Source organism: Methylorubrum extorquens (assembly GCF_024169925.1).
GTDB lineage: Bacteria > Pseudomonadota > Alphaproteobacteria > Rhizobiales > Beijerinckiaceae > Methylobacterium > Methylobacterium extorquens_A.
Genome location: NZ_JALJXF010000001.1, coordinates 4,880,754 through 4,900,933 on the forward strand (window position 1 = coordinate 4,880,754; position 20,180 = coordinate 4,900,933).

Below are 20,180 nucleotides of genomic sequence, written 5' to 3' on the forward strand. Positions count from 1 at the left end.
TGGCGTCTCATCCTTCGGAAGACAAGGCAGCCCGCACTCCGGTATCCCGGCTCTTCCAGCGGAATCCGCACGAGAACGTTCGGATTTCCGGTATCCGACCCGAAATGTTGACCTCTGGCATCTGGTATGCCAGAAGAAAATCGGGGAGTCGATGCCGGCGGCATTCGCCGGGTGCAGGGCAGCCTCGATGATGATGCCCTGAGCTGCGCTCAAGTCGCGCACGCCAGCCGTACCGGAGCCCACGACCGGCACGGATCCCCGCGGGCGCACCCGGCCGACGCCATCGGCCGATCAGCGCCCGGCAACATGCCATTCTCCTGGGGAGGAGACCTGCGATGAGCAAGGCACCGGGCAAGGCACTCGAGGGCGTCCGCATCCTCGACTTCACCCATGTTCAATCGGGGCCGACCTGCACGCAACTGCTCGCGTGGTTCGGGGCCGACGTGATCAAGGTCGAGCGGCCGGGCGCGGGCGATGCGACGCGCCAGCAGCTTCAGGACCTTCCCGGTGTGGACAGCCTCTATTTCACGATGCTGAACCACAACAAGCGCTCGATCACGCTCGACGGCAAGAACCCCAAAGGCAACGCCATCCTGTGGCGGCTCATCGCCGAGTGCGACGTGCTGGTCGAGAACTTCGCCCCCGGCGCCCTCGACCGCATGGGGCTGACCTGGGAGAAGCTGCAGGCCGCCAATCCGGGCCTGATCCTGGCCTCGGTCAAGGGCTTCGGGCCCGGCCGCTACCAGGATTGCAAGGTTTACGAGAACGTTGCCCAGTGCGTCGGCGGCGCGGCCTCTACCACCGGATGGCGCGACGGCGTGCCGATGGTCTCGGGCGCGCAGATCGGCGATTCCGGCACCGGCCTGCACCTCGCGCTCGGCATCGTGACCGCTCTCTACCAGCGGACGCAGACGGGGCAGGGCCAGCGCGTCGATTGCGCCATGCAGGACGGGGTGCTCAATCTCTGCCGGGTGAAGCTGCGCGACCAGCAGCGCCTCGCCCACGGCCCGCTGATGGAATACAGCCAGTACGGTGAGGGCGTCCCCTTCGGCGAGGCGGTGCCGCGGGCCGGCAACGATTCCGGCGGCGGGCAGCCCGGCCGCATCCTCAAGTGCAAGGGCTGGGAGCAGGATCCCAACGCCTACATCTACTTCATCACGCAGGGCGCGGTCTGGGGGCCGATCTGCGACATCATCGGTGAGCCGGACTGGAAGACCGATCCGGCCTACGCGACGCCGAAGGCCCGCCTGCCGCATCTCAATGAGATCTTCACGCGTATCGAAGCGTGGACGATGAAGCACGACAAGCTTGAGGCGATGGAGATCCTCAACGCCTACGAGATCCCGTGCGGACCGATCCTGTCGATGAAGGAGATCGCCGAGGATCCGATGCTGCGGGCGAACGGCACGGTGGTCGAGGTCGAGCACCCAACCCGCGGCGCCTACCTGACGGTGGGCAACCCGATCAAGCTGTCAGCGAGCCCCACCGAGATCACCCGCGCGCCGCTGCTGGGCGAGCATACCGACGAGATCCTGCGCGAGGTACTGGGCTGCACCGATGCCGAGATCGGCGACATCCTCGGTTCGGGCGCGGTGGGCGGCGTCCATCGCATCGCCGCGGAGTAGCGTGCGGCATTATTCTGCCGAGTTCCAGGGCGGCTAGAACTTGATTTCCCTTCTCTGGTATGCCAGATACCAATAGGTTGATGAGGCCTGATACGGCTGCGTTCTGCACCGTTCGGGCCGGCGACCGGAGGATACGGTGATGGACAGAACCGTCTCAGACCACGCCTCGGACCGTGCTCTCGCCGATCTTGTGGACGCGTTCGGACATTATTCCGATGCTGAGATGCAGGCGTTTCTCGACGCCACGCCGTTCACGGCCGAGACGCGCTTCGGAGTCTCATCCGCCAAGCCGGCCGGGCCCGCATGGCTGGCAGCCGCAGACTTCGCTCGACGCGAGGTTCCGGTCGCGGTTCAGGCGGCGCGAGCGTAGCGGTCGGTCGTCTCCAGCGCCTCGGTGCGGCGACCCGTCGGGACATCCTGGGCAGCGTTCGAGACGGTCAGACGGTCGGCCAGCTTGACGACAAGCAGTGCCTGGACGGCGACAAGGAAAACGAGCGCGGCGAGCCAAGTGGCGAGCATGAGGGTCTCCGACGGTTTTGGCTATGGTGCGGTGCGAACGCATCCGGAGATAAGCCGCCCTTTTTGGAATATGAAGTACAAAATACCAAACGTGCACATGCGTCACGCGCATGTGAAGGGCGTGCAATGATCTGATGGCATGGGAATTCGGCCACAATCCCTGCGGCCGGCGAAGGTGTGACAGACGCTTTTCGATGTCGCGGTGCAGCATGGTGGGGGTTAAGGGTCTCCCCGGTCGGCCTCCGGACCCCATGCGCCGAGGGTCGAGGTTTCGGCCGGGCACAGAACCTCGTCGAGCGGCGCGACGCCCTCGGTCTCGTCCGTCAGGCCCGTTGCCGCGAGCGCCCGCGCCGTCTCGGCTTCCCGGCGCGCGGCGGCCAGACCCCCCGGGTCGAGGCCGACGAGACGACCGCTCTCGAAGCGCGCGAAGACCCGCCCCGATTCCCGATCGACAAAGCGCACCACGGACACCTGCCGCAGTGCCTCCCGTAGAAAGCGCGCCTCGGCCTCCGGTGCGTCGGCAACGCCGCGATAGACTTCGGCCGCCGCGCGGGCGCGAATGTCGATCCGCCGATAACGCTCGATCGCCAGCAGGGCTTTGGCGTCGAGGATCGTCATCGCGTCGTTCGTGCCGAACGCGATGGTGAGCGGACGCGCGCCCTTGGGCACGCTGTTGTCGAGGAATTCGAAGAACACCGGCCGGTCCCGGCGCAGCGCCCAGGTGAAGAACAGCCGCGGCATGCCGGTGAAGGCCTCGACATTGTGCGCCAGCAGATCCTCGACCGCCTTGTAGCGTCCGAATTCCTCCCCTCGCTTCCAGGCCCGCTCCACGGTTTCCTCGGGCGGGGTGACCATGAATTGCAGGTAGACGCGCTGGCCGAACCGGGTGAGGAGCTGCCCGGCGCCGTCGCTGCCGGCCTCCGTCGAGAAGCTGTCGAAGCGGAAGCGGTCGATCAGCAGGTGCGAGAGGCGGCCACCGGCCGCCTTGCGGGTGATGTAGCGGTCGAGCTTGGCATCGACGATCTCGACCTCGTGGCCGGTCAGCGGGCCGGCATAGCGGCGCGCTTCACCCAAGCTGTCGTAATCCAGCAGGAACTTGCGCCAGACGTCGGGCGTGATGACGGCAAAGTCCTGCCATTGTGCGCCGATCCGTCCGGCGAGGTCGCGCTGATAGGGCCGGATCGTGCTCTTGCCCGAGGCCGAGGCGCCCTTGACGTTCATCACGACCGGCTGCGCTTGCGGCGCGGGCCGATGATAGCCCTGCGCCGCAGCGACCGCCTCGATCCAGGGCGCGATCAGCGCACCGATCCGGTCGCTGCCGCAGCGGTTGGTGACGAGGATGCCGGCGAGCCGCCGCAGCAGCGCGCGGTCGCGGATCAGCATGCCCTGGCGGGCGATAACGTGGCCGAACACCGTGCGCAGAGCCTCGCGGGCGGCGCTCTCCATGCTCTCGGCTTCGCTCGCTGCCGCGCATCGTTCGTCGAGGCGGGCGAGGATGCGTGCCTGCCCGTCGCCGGTCAGCGAAGGAGAAGGGGAGGGCGGCGCGCGCGGGCCGAGGCGGCGGAGCCACCCGGCCCAGCCGGAGGCCGGTTCGGGCGGCGGCGCGGGCGCCTCGTCGAACAGGGCCGACAGCTCGCGCTCCAGCGCCGCCTCGGCCTCGGCGCGGACCGCGTCGAGGGTGGCCGCGACCGCGTCGAGGCGGTGCATCACGCCCTCGCGCAGCAACGTGCCGACGATGCGCCGGAAGTTCAGACCGAGATCGGCATAGACTTCGCCGACGGGGACCGAGATGTCGGCCATGACCCGGATCAGCACCTCGTGGACCGCGAGGCGCTCAGGCCGGAAGGGGGCGAGCTGTGTCGCGGGCAGGCCGCTGAAATCGGACAGTTCGAGGATTTCGGAGAAGGGCAGGCGAACGTTCTCGGGCCGGAATACCGTCGCGAGCGGGCGCATCGCCCGCGGCAGGCCGGGTTCGAGACCGGGATTCCAGGCGTGGAAGGCCGGCTCGTCCGCGGGGGCGGTGCCACTGGCCGCGGCCGGAAACCTGTCGGCGAGGGGCGGCGCGGCGTCGGTCATCGCTCGCCCCTCCCGGTTTCGATCAGGCGGCGGAGGCGTTCTCGATCGCGTCGAACCGGATCTGGTAGGCCTCGCCCCACAGCGTCGCCGCCCGCTCGTGCCAAGCGGTGTCGAAGAACAGTTTGGCGCAGAACGAGCTGCGCCAGATGCACACCGCGATGATGCGCTCGTCCAGAACACGGATGTGGCGGCTCTCCAGCCCGCCGGCGATACCAAGACGGGGTAACATGTCGATGCTCGACGCACCGAATTCGTTTTCGCCCGGGAAGACGATCGGGCATTCGACGACGGTCAGATGTTTCATCGGGGTTTCCATGGCGGAGGCCTTTTCTCGGACTCGTCTTCCGACCTGTTCCGGATCGTTCTCGTACAACGCTCGGTGAGCGGTGCCTGCTCCCGGCAGGCAAGGGTCCGTGACTGGATGCGTCGTGTCCGGCGCTACGTTTGCATTCACGATGAGCCGTGCGCCTTCACGTATGCGGTAATGCCGGCGGGTTCGTCGCTGCCCGCGCCTCGCCGGCGCAATCCCAGATGCTCAGGATCGCGCTGATGCGGCAGGATTCCATCAGGGCGATGTGATCGACCTTGCGTTCGCAGAAGGTCTTCAGCCGCTCTTGCGCCGAAGCGCCGACATCGACGGCGGGAAAGTCGTGATCGGTGATGAGCCAGACGCTGCGGCTGTAGATCTCGGGGCCCTCGGCCGCCACTGCGCGGAAGATGTCGCGCTGGGTGAGCAGGCCCGTCACCGTTGCGTCGGCATCGCCCTCGACGACGACGAGCGCGCCCGTTCCCGGCTGAGCGAGGAGTTGCGCGGCCTCGGCCACGGATCGGTCCCGGTGGATGGTGCGGACGCCCGCAGCGTCCGGCTCACGGCGCATCGTTCCAAACACGGCGCTCCTCCATCGGCATGCCTCTCGAACGGGGCCGCCTTGGAACGCAGGCTGGTATACAGAATACCTATTGTCAATCCTGCGTTTTGAATTATGGTGCCGCCGTCCGGGCGGGATTGGCAAAATTGAGCCGCTTGGCCTTCCAGCGATGAGCCGGTGCGGCACGATCCGCTCTCGATCCGGGCCGCCTCAAGAGCCTCGCCGTTGTTCTCGCATGAAAGTCATTCCTGCACTCGGCAGAGCCGAGCCGCAGAGGCTTTGAGCGACTTCGATCCGCCGGTCGGATCACAGCGTTTGCTTGATTACCTAATCATTCTGCGGCGATGAATATTTAGAGCGCTATTCAAGAAATAATCAAAGAAGTCGGACGGCCAAAAAGCTCGAAAAATCGAGCGTACACTGGAGATACGTCCATGGCCCCATCCACGACATCACACGTTCCACCACCGACGAGCCGGTGGCTGCAATTGCTGTTCGGCATCATCTGCATGTGCATGATCGCTAACATGCAGTACGGCTGGACGTTCTTCGTCAACCCGATGCAGGAGCGGCACGGCTGGGACCGCGCCGCGATCCAGGTCGCCTTCACCCTGTTCGTCCTCACCGAGACTTGGCTGGTGCCGATCGAGGGCTGGTTCGTCGACAAGTACGGCCCGCGGGTCGTGACGCTCATCGGTGGCCTGTTGTGCGGCCTGGCCTGGGTGATCAACGCCTACGCCGACACGCTCTGGCTGCTTTATGTCGGGGCGGCCGTCGGCGGTACCGGCGCGGGCGCGGTCTACGGCACCTGCGTCGGCAACTCGCTGAAGTGGTTCCCCGACCGGCGCGGGCTGGCCGCCGGCCTCACCGCCATGGGCTTCGGCGCGGGCTCGGCGCTCACCGTCATCCCGATCCAGGCGGTGATCCACCATTACGGCTACGAGGCCGCCTTCTTCTGGTTCGGCATTGGCCAGGGCCTGATCGTGATGCTGATCGCCTTGTTCCTGGTCGCGCCCAAGAAGGGGCAGGTGCCCGAGATCGCCCGCGTCAGCCAGAGCCGGCGCGACTTCACACCCGGCGAGATGGTACGCACCCCGATCTTCTGGGTGATGTACGCGATGTTCGTGATGATGGCGGCCGGCGGCCTGATGGCCACCGCCCAGCTCGGCCCCATCGCCAAGGACTTCCACATCGCCGACGTGCCGGTGAGCCTGCTCGGCATCACCCTGCCGGCCCTGACCTTCGCCGCCACGATCGACCGGGTGCTCAATGGCGTGACGCGCCCGCTCTTCGGCTGGATCTCCGACCATATCGGCCGCGAGAACACGATGTTCCTCTCCTTCGGCATCGAGGGCGTCGGCATCTACATGCTGAGCCAGTTCGGCCAGGACCCGATCCTGTTCGTGATCCTGACAGGGCTCGTGTTCTTCGCCTGGGGCGAGATCTACTCGCTGTTCCCGGCGACCTGCGGCGACACCTTCGGCTCGAAATACGCCGCCACCAATGCCGGCCTGCTCTACACGGCCAAGGGCACGGCTGCGCTGATCGTGCCCTATACCAGCATCCTCACGACGATGACGGGAAGCTGGCACGCGGTGTTCCTGGCGGCCGCCGTGCTCAACATCCTCGCGGCGCTGATGGCAATCTTCGTCCTCAAGCCGATGCGGCAGGCCTATACGAGGGACATGTCCGCCGCGGAGGCCAAGCCGGCGACTGTCATCGCCCACTGACGCGCGCCGGCCGGGCCACCGCTCGGCCGGGGTTCCGATGATCGACGCGGCGCGCCGGGCGGTGACACGCCCGGCGCGCTTTGGCGCGACCGTTTCCCTGAGCGGGCTCTCCGCACCGATCCGTCCGTCTGCCCGGGTGTGCCGGGTTGCCGCAGGCTAACGGCCGGATCTTTATCTCTCTGGTATATTGTATGCCTGGCATCATTGTGCTTGAAACCACGCTAGGGGAGCACCGGAAACGTTCAGGGAGAGACCGGATGGTCAACCAACCGGCAGAGCTACACGCCCGCAGCGATGCGCCTTCCGCCAAATGGTGGCAACTCGCCTTCGGCGTGCTCTGCATGGCGATGATCGCCAACCTTCAATACGGCTGGACCCTCTTTGTCGATCCGATCGACGCGCAGCACCATTGGGGGCGCACGGCGATCCAGTTCGCCTTCACGATCTTCGTCGCCACCGAGACTTGGCTCGTGCCGATCGAGACCTGGTTCGTCGATCGCTACGGCCCGCGGGTCGTGGTCTTCTTCGGCGGGGTGATGATCGCCCTGTCCTGGACCTTGAACGCCTATGCCGACTCGCTCTTTCTGCTCTACGCCGCAGCGGTGATCGGCGGCATCGGCGCGGGCTCGGTCTACGGCACCTGCGTCGGCAACGCCCTGAAATGGTTCCCCGACCGGCGCGGGCTGGCGGCGGGCGCGACCGCAGCGGGCTTCGGCGCGGGCGCGGCGGTCACCGTGATCCCGATCGCCAATATGATCGCCGCGAGCGGCTATCAAAAGGCCTTCCTCGTCTTCGGGCTCGGCCAGGGGTTCGTCGTCGTCCTGCTGTCCTTCCTGCTGCGCAAGCCGTCGGTCGCCGTGCCGATCACGCGCAAGAACCTGCGCCTGCCCCAGACCAAGGTCGACCGCAGCCCGAAGGAGGCGGTGCGCACGCCCGTGTTCTGGACGATGTACGCGATGTTCGTGATGGTCGCCTCCGGCGGCCTGATGGCGGCGGCGCAGATCGCCCCGATCGCCCATGACTTCAAGGTCGCCGACGTGCCGATGAGCCTGTTCGGCCTGCAGATGGCGGCCCTCACCCTGGCGATCTCGCTCGACCGCATCTTCGACGGGTTCGGCCGGCCGTTCTTCGGCTGGGTGTCCGACAATATCGGCCGTGAGAACACGATGTTCATCGCCTTCGTGATTGCCGCGGCAGCCTGCATCCTGTTGCTCGGCTACGGGCGCAACCCGGTCGTCTTCGTCCTGTGCACGGCGATGTATTTCGGCGTGTTCGGGGAGATCTATTCGCTGTTCCCGGCCACCTGCGGCGACACGTTCGGCTCGAAATACGCCGCCAGCAACGCCGGCCTCCTCTACACCGCCAAGGGTACGGCGGCCTTTCTCGTTCCCTTCGCCAGCGTGCTGTCGGCCTCCTACGGCTGGTCGGCGGTGTTCGGCCTCATCATCGGGCTGAATATTCTGGCCGCGGCGCTGGCGGTCTTCGTGCTGAAGCCGATGCGGCGGCGCTACCTCGCGGCGGAGGCCGAGATCGCCGACGCGGAGGATCGCGCGGTGAAACTGGCCTGAAACAAAGCGTCGGCCCGTGGGGCGACCGGGCTTCGATCCGGCTGCTGAAGCTCCGACTGACAAGACGCGCGCCGTGGCGGATGAGGCCCGGCGCGCGTTTTTTTGTGACGCAGATGCATCGCTCTCGCGACGCGCTCGCCGGTGCGGCGTCAGGATTTCCCGTCTCGGATGTAACGAGCAGCCTCTGTTTCGAGAGGCCCGCGACCCCTGTTTCGACCGCTCTACCACCGGCTCCCGTGGGCGGGCCTGAAGCCACGTGTTTCGTTTGACCAGGCTTTTGGTATTTGGTATGCCAGATGTGTCGTAACAAGACCGGCCGCCCGAGCGCGGCCCGTACGCCGCGCGGCGCAGCAGCACGCGCGAAACGAGCCCGGCCCGACGCCATCGGGCCCCGCGCCGGACAAGAGCATCCGCACCACAAGGGAGAACGCCGCATGACCGTCCAGGCCCAGAACATCGACGCGATCACCGCGGGCGCCGTGCCCCATGAGGAGCCCGCCCTGACGGACGGCTTCCACCTCGTCATCGACGCGCTCAAGCTCAACGGCATCGAGACGATCTACAACGTGCCCGGCATCCCGATCACCGATCTCGGCCGGCTCGCCCAGGCCGAGGGCCTGCGCGTCATCTCCTTCCGCCACGAGCAGAACGCAGGCAACGCCGCCGCGATCGCCGGCTTCCTCACCAAGAAGCCGGGCATCTGCCTCACCGTCTCCGCGCCGGGCTTCCTCAATGGCCTCACTGCGCTGGCCAATGCCACCACCAACTGCTTCCCGATGATCCTGATCTCCGGCTCCTCCGAGCGCGAGATCGTCGATCTGCAGCAGGGCGATTACGAGGAGATGGACCAACTCGCCATCGCCAAGCCGCTGTGCAAGGCCGCCTTCCGCGTTCTGCACGCCGCCGATATCGGCATCGGCGTGGCGCGCGCCATCCGCGCGGCGGTCTCCGGCCGGCCCGGCGGCGTCTATCTCGATCTGCCCGCCAAGCTGTTCTCGCAGGTCATCGACGGCGCGCTCGGCGCGAAGTCGCTGGTGAAGGTGATCGATGCGGCTCCGGCCCAGCTTCCGGCCCCGGCCTCCGTCGCCCGGGCGCTGGATCTGCTGAAGTCGGCCGAGCGTCCGCTCATCATCCTCGGCAAGGGCGCGGCCTACGCCCAGGCCGACGAGGCGGTGCGCGCGCTCGTCGAGGAGAGCGGCATCCCCTACGTGCCGATGAGCATGGCCAAGGGCCTCCTGCCCGACACCCACCCGCTCTCGGCCGGCGCGGCGCGCTCCACCGCGCTCAAGGATTCCGATGTCGTGGTGCTGATCGGCGCCCGTCTGAACTGGCTGCTCTCCCACGGCAAGGGCAAGACTTGGGGCGAACCCGGCTCGAAGCGCTTCATCCAGATCGACATCGAGCCGCGCGAGATGGACTCGAACGTCGAGATCGCAGCACCCATGGTCGGCGACATCGGCTCCTGCGTCGAGGCGCTGCTCGCGGGTATCCGTCAGGACTGGAAGGGCGCCCCCGCCGGCTGGCTCGAGACGCTGCGGAGCAAGCGTGAGGCGAACATCGCCAAGATGGCTCCGAAGCTGATGAAGAACACCGCGCCGATGGACTTCCACTCGGCGCTGGGCGCCTTGCGGACCGTCATCAAGGAGCGGCCCGACGCGATCCTCGTCAACGAGGGCGCGAACACCCTCGATCTCGCCCGCGGCATCATCGATATGTACCAGCCGCGCAAGCGCCTGGATGTCGGCACCTGGGGCGTGATGGGCATCGGCATGGGCTTCGCCGTCGCGGCCGCCGTCGAGACCGGCAAGCCGGTGCTGGCGGTGGAGGGCGACTCGGCCTTCGGCTTCTCCGGCATGGAGGTGGAAACCATCTGCCGCTACGCGCTGCCGGTCTGCATCGTGATCTTCAACAACAACGGCATCTATCGCGGTACCGACACCGACCCGACCGGCCGTGATCCCGGCACCACCGTCTTCGTCAAGAACTCCCGCTACGACAAGATGATGGAGGCCTTCGGCGGCGTCGGCGTGAACGTCACCACGCCGGACGAGCTGAAGCGGGCCGTGGACGCGGCGATGGATTCCGGCAAGCCGACCCTCATCAACGCGGAGATCGACCCGGCCGCGGGCAGCGAAAGCGGCAACATCGGCAGCCTCAACCCGCAGAGCACCTTGAAGAAGAAGGGGGCCTGAGGCCGTTCTAGCCTCTTCCCGCGACTCAGCCGGACCGCGGTGCCGAAAGGCGCCGCGGTCCTTTCGTCGTTTCACGGCCGGGGCTGCTGATCGGTTCCACGGCTCCGGCCATCACCCACCTTCCACATGCCGAGGTGCGGAGCGAAGCGGAGCCTCGAAGCACGCACGGACGAGGGCCCGAAGCGTCCCGGCCAAGGGCGCCTGATCGGTTCCGGTATGCTTCGAGGCCCGCTGCCGCGGGCACCTCAGCATGAGGGGTTCGGGTCGGGTTCCATCAAAGGAATCTTCCATGTCCTCCTTCGCCTTCGATCCGACGGTCGCCCTCGATCCCCGGCTGGCCGGCCGGCTCGCCTTCCTGCCGCGGCTGCCGGGCAAGCCGCCGCTGCCGCCGGGCCGCCACGCGCTGGGCCTGTTCGAGACCCGCGACGCGATGCTCCGCGTGCCCGAGCACATCGATCCGCGCCTGCCGACACCGCTGGTCGTCCTGTTCCACGGCGGCGGCGGCAGCGCCGAGAAGATTCTGCCGATGCTGGAGGCGCATGCGGACAAGCGCGGCTTCCTGCTGCTCGCGCCGCAATCGCTGCACCCGACCTGGGATCTCGTGATCGCCGGCAACGGGCCGGACCGGGAGCGGCTCGACCGGGCGCTGGCCGAGGTCGCCGACCGTTTCCTGGTCGATCCGGGCCATCTCGCCTTCGCGGGCCATTCCGACGGCGGCAGCTACGCGCTGTCCCTCGGACTTACCAACGGCGACCGGGTCAGCCACTTGATCGTGTCGTCCGCCGGGTTCATGTCGGTGCAGGTGCAGGCGGGTGCGCCGAAAGTCTTCCTATCGCACGGCACCCGCGACGAGCAGATCCCGATCGACCGCAGCGCCCGCAACCATGCCCGGCTGCTCCGGGCGGCGGGGTACGACCTCACCTACATCGAGTACGACGGTCCGCACGCCTACGATCCGGAGGTGGTGCGCCAAGCGGTGGACTTCTTCCTAGGCGATTTCTTCGTTTAGGCGACGCAAGCCGGACAACGAAAAACCGGACCGACGGAGTCGGCCCGGGAAAGTCATCGGAGGAGGAAGAAACCCGGGCGTCACGCCCGGTCATGCGCTCCCGGGGCGATGCCTCGTCCCGGGAGGATCATGGCCGAAAGAGGCTGGCCATCCTGTGCAGGCAGCCCCGAGACCGGGGCCGCCGCGCCCCACTCAGACCGCGCGCGACTCGTGCATCGCGGCGATCTGCTCGGGCGAGTAGCCGAGGCCCGCGAGGACCTCGTCGGTGTGCTCGCCCAGAAGCGGCGAAGCCTTGATGTCGACCTTCAGGTCCGAGAACTTGATCGGGGAGCCGACAGTCAGATACGAGCCGAGCTTGGGGTGCGGCACCTCGACGATGGTGCCGCTGGCGCGCAGCGACGGATCGTCGGCGATCTCCTTCATCGACAGCACCGGCGAGCAGGGGATGTCGAACTTGCGCAGGACATCGACCGCCTCGAACTTGGTCTTGTCGGCCAGCCAATCCTCGATGATCGCGAAGATCTCGAAAATCTTGTCCTGGCGGGCGCGGGGCGTGTTGTAGGCCGGATCGTCGATCCACTCCTCACGGCCGAGCGCCTTGCAAATCGGGGCCCAGGCGTGACCCTGGATCGTGAAGTAGATGTAGGCGTTCGGGTCGGTCTGCCAGCCCTTGCACTTGAGCACCCAGCCCGGCTGGCCGCCGCCGCCCGCGTTGCCGCCACGCGGCACCACGTCCGTGAACTCGCCGTGCGGGTATTGCGGGTATTCTTCGAGGTAGCCGATGGCGTCGAGGCGCTGCTGGTCGCGCAGCTTCACGCGGCAGAGGTTGATCACCGAATCCTGCATCGACACGGCGACCTTCTGGCCCTTGCCGGTCTTGGTCTTCTGGTGCAGCGCCGTGAGGATGCCGATGGCCAGATGCATGCCGGTGTTCGAGTCGCCGAGCGCGGCGGCCGACACGGTGGGCGGGCCGTCCCAGAAGCCGGTGGTCGAGGCGGCGCCGCCCGCGCACTGGGCCACGTTCTCGTAGACCTTCAGGTCCTCGTAATGGTGCCCGTCGGAGAAGCCCTTCACCGAGGCGAGGATCATGCCCGGGTTGAGCTCCTGGATGCGGGCCCAGGTGAAGCCCATGCGGTCGAGTGCGCCGGGGCCGAAATTCTCGACCATTACGTCGGATTCGCGGATCAGCTTTTCCAGGACTTCCTTGCCCTGCGGGTTCTTGGTGTCCAGCGTCAGCGAACGCTTATTGGAGTTGAGCATCGTGAAGTAGAGCGCATCCGCATCCTCGACGTGGCGAAGCTGGTTGCGCGTCACGTCGCCCGAGCCCGGACGTTCGACCTTGATCACGTCCGCCCCGAACCACGCGAGAAGCTGGGTGCAGGCCGGGCCTGCCTGGACGTGGGTGAAATCGATGATTTTGATTCCGTCGAGCGGCTGGGTCATCTTGGTTTTCTCCCTATTTCGACTTCGTTGTGGGTCGTCGTTGGAAAATCGAAAAATATTGTCGTCGGTAATATTGCTGAATGGCTTAGGCGCCTCGCTTCAGGCGCAGACGAGGGTGCCCAAAGCCTCTTCCAGCTCCGCCACGCGGCGGCGCAGGGAGCGCTCTTCCTGAAAGCGCTCGGTCTCGTCGCGGATGACCGCGGCGATGCCGGTGACCTCGCCCGCCGCGCCGTGCAACAGCGCGACGGTGAAGGCGATGGACAGGGCCCGCCCGTCCTTGTGCAGGGCCGGCACCTTGAGCAGCGACGTGCCGTAGCGGGTCTCGCCCGTGCGCATCGTCTTGGCGTAACCGTCCCAGTGGCGTCGGCGGTGACGCTCCGGGGTGATGAGGTCGAGGCTCTGCCCGAGCGCCTCGGCTTCCGAGAAGCCGAAGATCCGCTCCGCGGCCGGATTCCAGATGACGATCCGCCCGTCCGCGTCGGAGATCACCACCGCGTCGCCGATTGCCGCGACGAGCCCGGACGTGTCGAAGGTCTGCGATTGGGCCATCCGTTGCCCCCTTCCGCTGCCGGCTAGCCGTGAGGCCGCGCCGTGAGCAGAGAGCCGCGATGTCTGTCGAGTATGCCGCGTTCGGTCATGGCAGGCGTTGCCTCCTTGGCTTCCCGGGTCTCGGGCCTTCCGGATCGAGGTCGCTCTTTCCGGTAGCTCGCTATTGGCATTTGGTATACCAGATACGAATCTTAGGTCAAGGCACACTGCGGCGCTCGAACGAGATCGTGCAGCGGCGGGTTGATAGGCAGGTGAGGAGGCTGCGATGTCGGGCAAGCACAGCATTCGGATCCGGCAGATCGAGGCTTATGCCTTCCGGATCGATTTCGGCGAGAGCTTCGTTCCACTGCTGACGGACGAGCCGGAACCGATCGGTGGCGGCACCGGCCCCTCACCGGAGCAGGTGCTGATCGCCGCCGTGAGCAACTGCCTTTGCGCGAGCCTCGCCTTCGCGCTGGGCAAGTACCGGCAGGAGGGCGGCGGCGTGAGTGCCGAGGCGATCGGGCGCGTGGCCCGCAACGCGGAAGGCCGCCTGCGCCTCGTCGGGATCGAGGTCGATATCGCGCTCGGCGCGCCCGCCGCGTCGATGGATCGGCTCGACCGGGTGCTCGCTCAGTTCGAGCAGTTCTGCACCGTGTCCGAGAGCGTCAAGGCCGGTGTTCCGGTGGCGGTCGCGGTGCGCGACGGGCAGGGCAACCGCCTGAAATAGATAGGCCTGAAACAGACAGGGAGGAACGACCGATGAGCGAGACGCAGCGGGACGTGACGCAGATGGAGGTGGCACGCGAGCCGGAGGATCTGGCCCGGCTCTTCCACGAGCGGGCCAATGCCGGCGATGCGGAGGGGCTGGTCGCCCTGTACGAGCCGCAGGCCGTGGTGGCCGCGGGCGACATCGTGGCCACCGGCCACGACGAGATCCGCCGCTTCTACACGGATCTGCTCGCGCGCAAGTCGGACTTTCCCGAACCCGAGACCCTGCCGGCGATCCGCAACGGCGACCTCGCGCTGACCTTCGCGCGGCTGCCGAACGGAGCGCTTTCGGTCGAGTCGGCCCGCCGGCAATCGGACGGAACGTGGCGCTGGGCCATCGACCAACTCAAGCTCAAGCCCGTCGCCAAAGGCTGACGGGCTCACCGAGCCCCAAGTCAGAGGTTTCGAAAGGACGAGGCCTTTCGCGGGTCCAGGACAGAGCCCTGGTTGATGGGAAGCCGGGGCTCAGCCCCGGTATCCCGCCAAAGGGATGATCCCTTTTGGAAACCCGCTAGTCCGCGGAGGCCGAGCGGCGCGGCGTGGCGGTGCGCCGGCCCGCGAAGACGCCGGGGGCGGTGCCGGGCACCACGACCAGACGCCGGACCTGCCCGCTGAGATACGCCTGGAGGAAGCGGGTGTAGTTCCGGAACACGACGCAGCCGTTCGAGGCGCCGCTCGGGCCCAGCATGTAGGTGTGGGCGAGGATGCCGTCGCGCCCGTGGATGGCGGCCGAGCCGCCGACCGGGTTGAGGCGGATCGCCCGCACCCCGTGGAACAGGGCCTCGCGCTCCCGCAGATCGTAGACGCCGGGCGGGGTGGCGCCGCGCATCCGGACATGGACGTGGTCCGGGTTGTCCTGGGCGACGCCGAGGCCGGAATGGGCCTCCAGCACCTCGCCGCTCGGCAGCGTTACGGTGGCGGCGCTGATATCGTAGACGGCGACCCCCGGCTCGGAGACCGGGCCGGGCACGACGCGCCGCCGCGCCGCCGAATCGACCGCTCCGCTGTCGAGCCCGGCATAGGCCATCGCCTTGTCCGAGGCAGAGGCAGGCGCGGGCGCCGAGCCCGGCAGATCGAACATCTTCTCGAGGAAGTTGCGGTTGTCGGTAACGGCGGCGCTGAACACGCTGCGGGTCGGCTCGGTGGAGGCGCGCGCCGCGGATGCCGTGGCGATCCGAGGCGTCGCCGCCCGGGCGGTCTGCATGCGCGGCTCGTAGCGGAATTCGTCGGGCCGCCGCACCGGCAGTGGCACCGTGAGGGCGAGGCGGGCCGTCGGCGCAGCCGGGCGCGGCGTGACTGCGGGCGCGGCGTCGGCGGCTTGGTCCGCGGGGAGGGCGGCCAGGGTCGGGGCCGGCTCCGGCGCGGAAGGCTCCGAGGCGGGCGGCGCCCGGAAGGCGGAAGCCTGCGGGGTCCGCGGGACGAAGCCGCGTGACGCGGTGTCGAGAACGGGGGTGGGATCGAGCATCCAGGCCAGCGCGCCGGGCGCGGCCTGCACGGTCTCCGCCCCTTCGGTCTCGCCCGAGACCTGCGCGGTTTCCACGGGGGCAGGCGCGGCCCGATCCTGCGGTTGCAGCATCCCGGCGACCGCGAGACCGCCGAGGGCGGTCAACGCGAGCGCCGCGACAGGCGGGCGCCGGCGGCGGCGGATGACGGGCCGGGCGGAGCGGCTCTGGACGAGCTCAGCGATGTCCATTGCGGGCGGTACTCGACAACGCGGATCCCACACGGCCTCGCGCCGTCATCCCCGGCCTATCTGTGCCAGAATGACAAACGAGATGGCTTCGCCGATTAGGGAAGGATCAACCTTAAGCCTTCGTCATTGAACGGGATCTTGGTTAATCTTGCCTAAAGCTCGGTCCCGTCCTTCGAAAATCGTTCGATGCATCTTCTCGATGGCTGGTGCGCGCCACGAGGCGGTGAGGGGCCGGCCTCTCGACCCACCGCTAATTCGCGATCGACAGCCGACAACGAGGCCGATCGGACCGTCGCTATTGGCTCGTGTCCTCGCGTTCGAGCCGATGAAGAAAGCGCACCCGCCACGCGACTTGCTGCTGGACCCTTGTGCTCTGCGGGCCACAGACTGTGTGATGTTGTTACATTTCATTGTTCGGCATGTTGACCCTGCGCCGCATCGCAGCGAAGTTGCTGCGGCCAAGGTTCCCCCGGATGCATGTCCGAGGGCTAAGAGGGAATTCGGTAAGCCCGTCCGGGCGAGGCCGAAGCTGCCCCCGCAACTGTGAGCGGCGAGCCTCCGTCGCCGACGGTCACTGGTGCCCTGCACCGGGAAGGCCGAGATGGGGGCGCTGACCCGTGAGCCAGGAGACCTGCCTTGGCGCGACGATGTCCCCCGGGCGGGGTGCTCCGGCGGCGTGCCTGATCGGTGGGAGCGTTCCCTGCGCTCCCGGCGGGCACCCGCTCGGGCGCGCGTCCGAACAGCCAGAGCGCGCCTTGTGACAGTTCGGACGAGCCTCAACGCCATCGACGTCCCGATCCGGCGCCCGCATTGGATGCTCGCCGCGCTGCTCTGCGCCGGCCTGACCGTCCCGGAGGCGCGGGCGCAGGAATCGGTCACCCTGGAGGAGCTTGCGGTCGAAGGCGAAAGCCGGAGCCGGGGCGTCGGCAACGGCGCGCCCGATGGGCGGACGGCGGCGGCCGGCACGATCGGCCTGATCGGGCCGACGCCGGGCTACCGCGTCGACCGCGCGGTGAGCAGCACCAAGACCGATACGCCCCAGCGCGACGTGCCCCAAATCGTCACGGTCGCCCCGCGCGAGGTCATCACGGATCTCGCCGCCACCCGTGTCGATCGGGTCTTCAACTATACGCCGGGCGTGGCGCAGCAGAACAATTTCGGCGGCCTGTCCGTGTTCAGCTACGCCATCCGCGGCGTCACCACCTCCGAGATCTACAAGAACGGCTTTCCGCTCAACCGCGGCACGCCGCCCCCGCCCGACGCCCAGAACGTCGAGCGCGTCGAGGTGCTCAAAGGCCCCGGCGGCGGGCTGTTCGGGCGCAGCGATCCGGGCGGGCTCGTCAACATCATCACCAAGCAGCCAACCGTCGAGCGCTTCGTCGAGATGGGCGGGTTGTGGGACTCGTTCGGGCAGTTCCGCGGCACGGTCGATACCGGCGGCGCGCTGAACGAGGAGGGCACGCTCGCCTACCGCTTCAACCTCGCCGCCGGCCGCCAGGGCAGCTTCCGCGATTTCGTCGACAGCGACCGGCTGCTCGTCGCGCCCGTCCTGAGCTGGCAGATCACCCCGGACACGCGGATCACCGTCGAGACGGAGTTTCTGCGCAACCGCATCGTGTTCGACCGCGGCGTCATCGCCCTCAACGGGCGGCTTGGGCTCTTGCCGATCTCGCGGTTCCTCGGCGAGCCGGGCCAGAGCACCTATCAGACCAACAACACGATGCAGGTCCGCGTCGATCACCGCTTCAACGCCGATTGGCAGATGCGGCTCGCCACCCACTTCAACACCGGCACGCTGGAGGGCGAATCCGCCGAGATCCGCGCGATCGCGGCCGACAACCGCACCGTCTCGCGCGACCGCAACGTGCGCGATTACCGCTGGGACACGGCGATCGGCCAAGCCGAGGTGGTCGGGCGCTTCGACACCGCCGGCATCGGCCACACCATGCTGCTCGGCTTCGAGCGCGAGAGCACCGATAGCCGCGTGCTCTACCTGCGCTCGAACTTCCGCACGAGCCCCTACGCCATCGACATCTACGATCCGCGCTACGGCCAGCCGCTGCCGCCGATCACCATCCCACGCAACAACCTCGAACGGATCACCAACACCGCCCTCTACGCGCAGGACCAGATCGTCCTCACGCCCGAATGGAAGGCGCTGCTCGGCGTACGCTTCGACTTCTTCGAGCAGTCGTTCCGCGAGCGCATTCCGCGCTCCCAGGTCGATCAGACCTATTTCGCGGCAACCCCGCGGGCCGGCCTCGTCTACCAGCCGCTGCCCGAACTCTCCCTCTACGCCAATGTCGGCACGAGCTTCCGGCCCAATATCGGTCCCGATGCCGCCGCCGTCGCCGCCTCCGGGCCGTTCGCGCCGGAGACCGGCATCGGCTACGAGGTCGGGGCCAAGCTCGACCTCTATGGCGGTGCTCTGGCGCTCACCGGCACGGCCTTCCGGATCGACCGGGAGAACGTGTTGACGCCGGAAGCCAACGGAAGCGGCTCCTCCGTGGCGGTCGGCGGAGTGCGCAGCCAGGGCTTCGAGCTGACCGCTGCCGGCCAGATCACGCCGGAGATCAAGCTGCTGGCGGGCTACGTCTATGCGGAGGCCGTGGTCACCGAAGATCCGACCCTGCGGGTCGGCACGCCGCTCATCAACGTCCCGCGCCATTCGGGCAGCCTGCTCGCGGTCCACGAGGTGCAGGCCGGCCCGTGGAAGGGGCTCGGGCTCGGCGGCGGCGTGCGCGGCGTCGGCGAGCGGGCGGCGGACGCCGTCAACAGCTTCTCCCTGCCGGCCTACATCGCGGTCGATGCGCTCGCCTATTACCGCTACGAGAATTTCCGCTTCGGGTTGAACATCGAGAACGTGTTCGACACCGAGTATTACGAGAGTTCCCTGAACCGCTTCCGGGTCTATCCCGGCGCGCCCCGGCGCTTCACCGGAACGATGACGGTGCGGTTCTGATGCCGGCTCGGCAGGAGGCCGCGGCACCGGAGGCCGCGGCACCGGAGGCTGTGGTTCCGCGCCGCCGGATCGGCGCCATCGATGCCCTGCGCGGGCTCGTGATGCTGCTGATGCTGGTCGATCACGTGCGCGAGTTCTTCTACCTGCACGCCCAAGTGAGCGACCCGGTGAACCTCGCGGCCACGCCGCCGGGCCTGTTCCTGACGCGGGCCGCCTCGCATCTCTGCGCGCCGGTCTTCCTGCTGCTGACGGGGCTTTCGGCGAGCCTCTACGGGCAAAAGCACGGCAGCCGCGCCGAGACCTCCGCCTTCCTCGTCAAGCGCGGGCTGTTCCTGATCGTCCTCGAAGTGACGCTCGTGAACCTCGCCTGGACCCGTACCCTGCTGCCGCCGATCCTTTACCTGCAGGTGATCTGGGCGATCGGGCTCAGCATGCTGGCGCTCGCCGCCCTGCTCTGGCTGCCGCGCCCGGCACTGATCGGCGTGGCTCTGGCGATCATGCTCGGGCACAACGCGCTCGACGGAATCGTGCTCGCGCCCGATCAGCCGGGCTACGCGCTGTGGGCGGTGCTGCACCAACGCGGGATGATCCCGCTGCCCTGGGGCGCGGCGCGCACCTCCTACCCGGTGCTACCCTGGATCGGCGTCATCACCGCGGGCTACGCGCTGGGGCCGCTCTACGCGCCCGGTTCCGATCCGGCCATCCGCCGCCGATGCCTCGCCGCCCTCGGGCTCGCGAGCCTCGCCGCTTTTCTCGTCCTGCGCGGTCTCAACGGTTACGGTGATCCACATTCCTGGCAGCCGGGCAAGGATTGGGGCGCGGATGCCCTGTCCTTCATCAACCTCACCAAATATCCACCCTCGGCCGACTTCCTGCTCGCGACCCTCGGCCTCGGCCTGCTGCTGCTCGCGCTGTTCGAGCGCCTGCCGGAACCGCGTCTACGCTGGCTGACCGTCTTTGGCGGGGCGCCCCTGTTCTTCTACCTGCTGCACTTGTGGGCCCTTCGCGGGATCCACGACGGCCTCGCCGCCCTCGGGCTTGCCGGGTCCTCGGGCCGGGTCGAGGCCGGCGCGCCCTGGCAGATCTGGCTGATCACGGCGGCGCTCGCGCTGGCTCTCTACCCGGCCTGCCGCTGGATGGTGCGGCTGAAGCGGCACAGCCGGTGGCGGGGTTTGAGTTACCTCTGACCCCGCCC

The 20,180-nt window shown here is 67.8% G+C and carries 16 protein-coding genes and 1 riboswitch; of the genes, 9 read left to right on the forward strand and 7 right to left on the reverse strand.

Features of this window, described 5'->3' with window-relative positions; genetic code table 11:
- The first annotated feature begins 335 nt into the window (after window positions 1-335).
- Window positions 336-1,625: a formyl-CoA transferase gene (gene frc, locus J2W78_RS22745; RefSeq protein WP_253373837.1), complete on the forward strand. Its 1,290-nt coding sequence runs from the start codon at window positions 336-338 to the stop codon at window positions 1,623-1,625.
- Window positions 1,626-1,976: 351 nt separating this feature from the next.
- Here frc (J2W78_RS22745) and J2W78_RS22750 read toward each other — a convergent pair whose 3' ends face one another.
- The 4 genes from J2W78_RS22750 to J2W78_RS22765 all read right to left on the reverse strand — a co-directional run bounded on the left by J2W78_RS22750 (window position 1,977) and on the right by J2W78_RS22765 (window position 5,110).
- Complete coding sequence (locus J2W78_RS22750; RefSeq protein WP_253373838.1) at window positions 1,977-2,144, reverse strand: hypothetical protein; 168 nt, start codon at window positions 2,142-2,144, stop codon at window positions 1,977-1,979.
- 219 nt (window positions 2,145-2,363) lie between these two features.
- Complete coding sequence (locus J2W78_RS22755; RefSeq protein WP_253373839.1) at window positions 2,364-4,220, reverse strand: zeta toxin family protein; 1,857 nt, start codon at window positions 4,218-4,220, stop codon at window positions 2,364-2,366.
- 22 nt (window positions 4,221-4,242) lie between these two features.
- Window positions 4,243-4,536, reverse strand: a complete 294-nt coding sequence (locus J2W78_RS22760) for a hypothetical protein (protein WP_253373840.1) — start codon at window positions 4,534-4,536, stop codon at window positions 4,243-4,245.
- A 154-nt stretch (window positions 4,537-4,690) separates the two neighbouring features.
- On the reverse strand, window positions 4,691-5,110 hold the full coding sequence (locus J2W78_RS22765) for a CBS domain-containing protein (protein ID WP_253373841.1): 420 nt from the start codon (window positions 5,108-5,110) through the stop codon (window positions 4,691-4,693).
- Window positions 5,111-5,523: 413 nt separating this feature from the next.
- Here J2W78_RS22765 and oxlT (J2W78_RS22770) point away from each other — a divergent pair, with 413 nt between their 5' ends.
- The 4 genes from oxlT (J2W78_RS22770) (at window position 5,524) to J2W78_RS22785 (ending at window position 11,588) form a co-directional block, all read left to right on the forward strand.
- A complete protein-coding gene (oxlT, locus tag J2W78_RS22770) occupies window positions 5,524-6,819 on the forward strand; it encodes an oxalate/formate MFS antiporter (RefSeq protein ID WP_253373842.1) in 1,296 nt (431 codons plus the stop codon).
- A gap of 257 nt (window positions 6,820-7,076) precedes the next feature.
- Window positions 7,077-8,387: an oxalate/formate MFS antiporter gene (gene oxlT / locus J2W78_RS22775; RefSeq protein WP_253373843.1), complete on the forward strand. Its 1,311-nt coding sequence runs from the start codon at window positions 7,077-7,079 to the stop codon at window positions 8,385-8,387.
- A 434-nt stretch (window positions 8,388-8,821) separates the two neighbouring features.
- The gene (oxc, locus tag J2W78_RS22780) at window positions 8,822-10,579 is read left to right on the forward strand and encodes an oxalyl-CoA decarboxylase (RefSeq protein WP_253373844.1); all 1,758 of its coding nucleotides are present in this window, start codon (window positions 8,822-8,824) and stop codon (window positions 10,577-10,579) included.
- A 289-nt stretch (window positions 10,580-10,868) separates the two neighbouring features.
- Window positions 10,869-11,588 (forward strand): alpha/beta hydrolase, encoded by a 720-nt coding sequence (locus J2W78_RS22785; protein ID WP_253373845.1) that lies wholly within the window; start codon window positions 10,869-10,871, stop codon window positions 11,586-11,588.
- A gap of 192 nt (window positions 11,589-11,780) precedes the next feature.
- On the opposite strand, the gene frc (J2W78_RS22790) is transcribed toward J2W78_RS22785, so the two are convergent.
- Window positions 11,781-13,031, reverse strand: coding sequence for a formyl-CoA transferase (gene frc / locus J2W78_RS22790; RefSeq protein WP_253373846.1), 1,251 nt, complete (start codon window positions 13,029-13,031; stop codon window positions 11,781-11,783).
- A gap of 99 nt (window positions 13,032-13,130) precedes the next feature.
- Entirely contained in the window at window positions 13,131-13,580 is a 450-nt protein-coding gene (locus J2W78_RS22795) for a PAS domain-containing protein (RefSeq protein ID WP_056197308.1), read from the reverse strand.
- A 265-nt stretch (window positions 13,581-13,845) separates the two neighbouring features.
- Between J2W78_RS22795 and J2W78_RS22800 the strand changes: the two genes are divergently transcribed.
- Window positions 13,846-14,289 (forward strand): OsmC family protein, encoded by a 444-nt coding sequence (locus J2W78_RS22800; RefSeq protein WP_253373847.1) that lies wholly within the window; start codon window positions 13,846-13,848, stop codon window positions 14,287-14,289.
- 32 nt (window positions 14,290-14,321) lie between these two features.
- Window positions 14,322-14,705: a YybH family protein gene (locus J2W78_RS22805; protein WP_253373848.1), complete on the forward strand. Its 384-nt coding sequence runs from the start codon at window positions 14,322-14,324 to the stop codon at window positions 14,703-14,705.
- 136 nt (window positions 14,706-14,841) lie between these two features.
- Here J2W78_RS22805 and J2W78_RS22810 read toward each other — a convergent pair whose 3' ends face one another.
- On the reverse strand, window positions 14,842-16,023 hold the full coding sequence (locus J2W78_RS22810; RefSeq protein ID WP_253373849.1) for a tlde1 domain-containing protein: 1,182 nt from the start codon (window positions 16,021-16,023) through the stop codon (window positions 14,842-14,844).
- Window positions 16,024-16,467: 444 nt separating this feature from the next.
- A riboswitch (cobalamin riboswitch) is annotated at window positions 16,468-16,676 on the forward strand.
- Between the two features lie 161 nt (window positions 16,677-16,837).
- On the opposite strand from J2W78_RS22810, the gene J2W78_RS22815 reads away from it, so the two are divergent.
- Together J2W78_RS22815 and J2W78_RS22820 are read left to right on the forward strand one after the other, a co-directional pair.
- Entirely contained in the window at window positions 16,838-18,985 is a 2,148-nt protein-coding gene (locus J2W78_RS22815) for a TonB-dependent siderophore receptor (RefSeq protein ID WP_301288948.1), read from the forward strand.
- Window positions 18,985-20,172: a DUF1624 domain-containing protein gene (locus J2W78_RS22820; RefSeq protein WP_253373851.1), complete on the forward strand. Its 1,188-nt coding sequence runs from the start codon at window positions 18,985-18,987 to the stop codon at window positions 20,170-20,172. The genes J2W78_RS22815 and J2W78_RS22820 overlap by 1 nt, the downstream gene beginning before the upstream one ends.
- The last annotated feature ends 8 nt before the right edge of the window (window positions 20,173-20,180 follow it).

Coding starts and splice junctions, on each gene's coding strand:
- frc (WP_253373837.1), top strand. CDS start 336: ATGAGCAAGGCACCGGGCAAGGCACTCGAGGGCGTCCGCATCCTCGAC.
- J2W78_RS22750 (WP_253373838.1), bottom strand. CDS start 2,144: ATGCTCGCCACTTGGCTCGCCGCGCTCGTTTTCCTTGTCGCCGTCCAG.
- J2W78_RS22755 (WP_253373839.1), bottom strand. CDS start 4,220: ATGACCGACGCCGCGCCGCCCCTCGCCGACAGGTTTCCGGCCGCGGCC.
- J2W78_RS22760 (WP_253373840.1), bottom strand. CDS start 4,536: ATGGAAACCCCGATGAAACATCTGACCGTCGTCGAATGCCCGATCGTC.
- oxlT (WP_253373842.1), top strand. CDS start 5,524: ATGGCCCCATCCACGACATCACACGTTCCACCACCGACGAGCCGGTGG.
- oxlT (WP_253373843.1), top strand. CDS start 7,077: ATGGTCAACCAACCGGCAGAGCTACACGCCCGCAGCGATGCGCCTTCC.
- oxc (WP_253373844.1), top strand. CDS start 8,822: ATGACCGTCCAGGCCCAGAACATCGACGCGATCACCGCGGGCGCCGTG.
- J2W78_RS22785 (WP_253373845.1), top strand. CDS start 10,869: ATGTCCTCCTTCGCCTTCGATCCGACGGTCGCCCTCGATCCCCGGCTG.
- frc (WP_253373846.1), bottom strand. CDS start 13,031: ATGACCCAGCCGCTCGACGGAATCAAAATCATCGATTTCACCCACGTC.
- J2W78_RS22795 (WP_056197308.1), bottom strand. CDS start 13,580: ATGGCCCAATCGCAGACCTTCGACACGTCCGGGCTCGTCGCGGCAATC.
- J2W78_RS22800 (WP_253373847.1), top strand. CDS start 13,846: ATGTCGGGCAAGCACAGCATTCGGATCCGGCAGATCGAGGCTTATGCC.
- J2W78_RS22805 (WP_253373848.1), top strand. CDS start 14,322: ATGAGCGAGACGCAGCGGGACGTGACGCAGATGGAGGTGGCACGCGAG.
- J2W78_RS22810 (WP_253373849.1), bottom strand. CDS start 16,023: ATGGACATCGCTGAGCTCGTCCAGAGCCGCTCCGCCCGGCCCGTCATC.
- J2W78_RS22815 (WP_301288948.1), top strand. CDS start 16,838: ATGCTCGCCGCGCTGCTCTGCGCCGGCCTGACCGTCCCGGAGGCGCGG.
- J2W78_RS22820 (WP_253373851.1), top strand. CDS start 18,985: ATGCCGGCTCGGCAGGAGGCCGCGGCACCGGAGGCCGCGGCACCGGAG.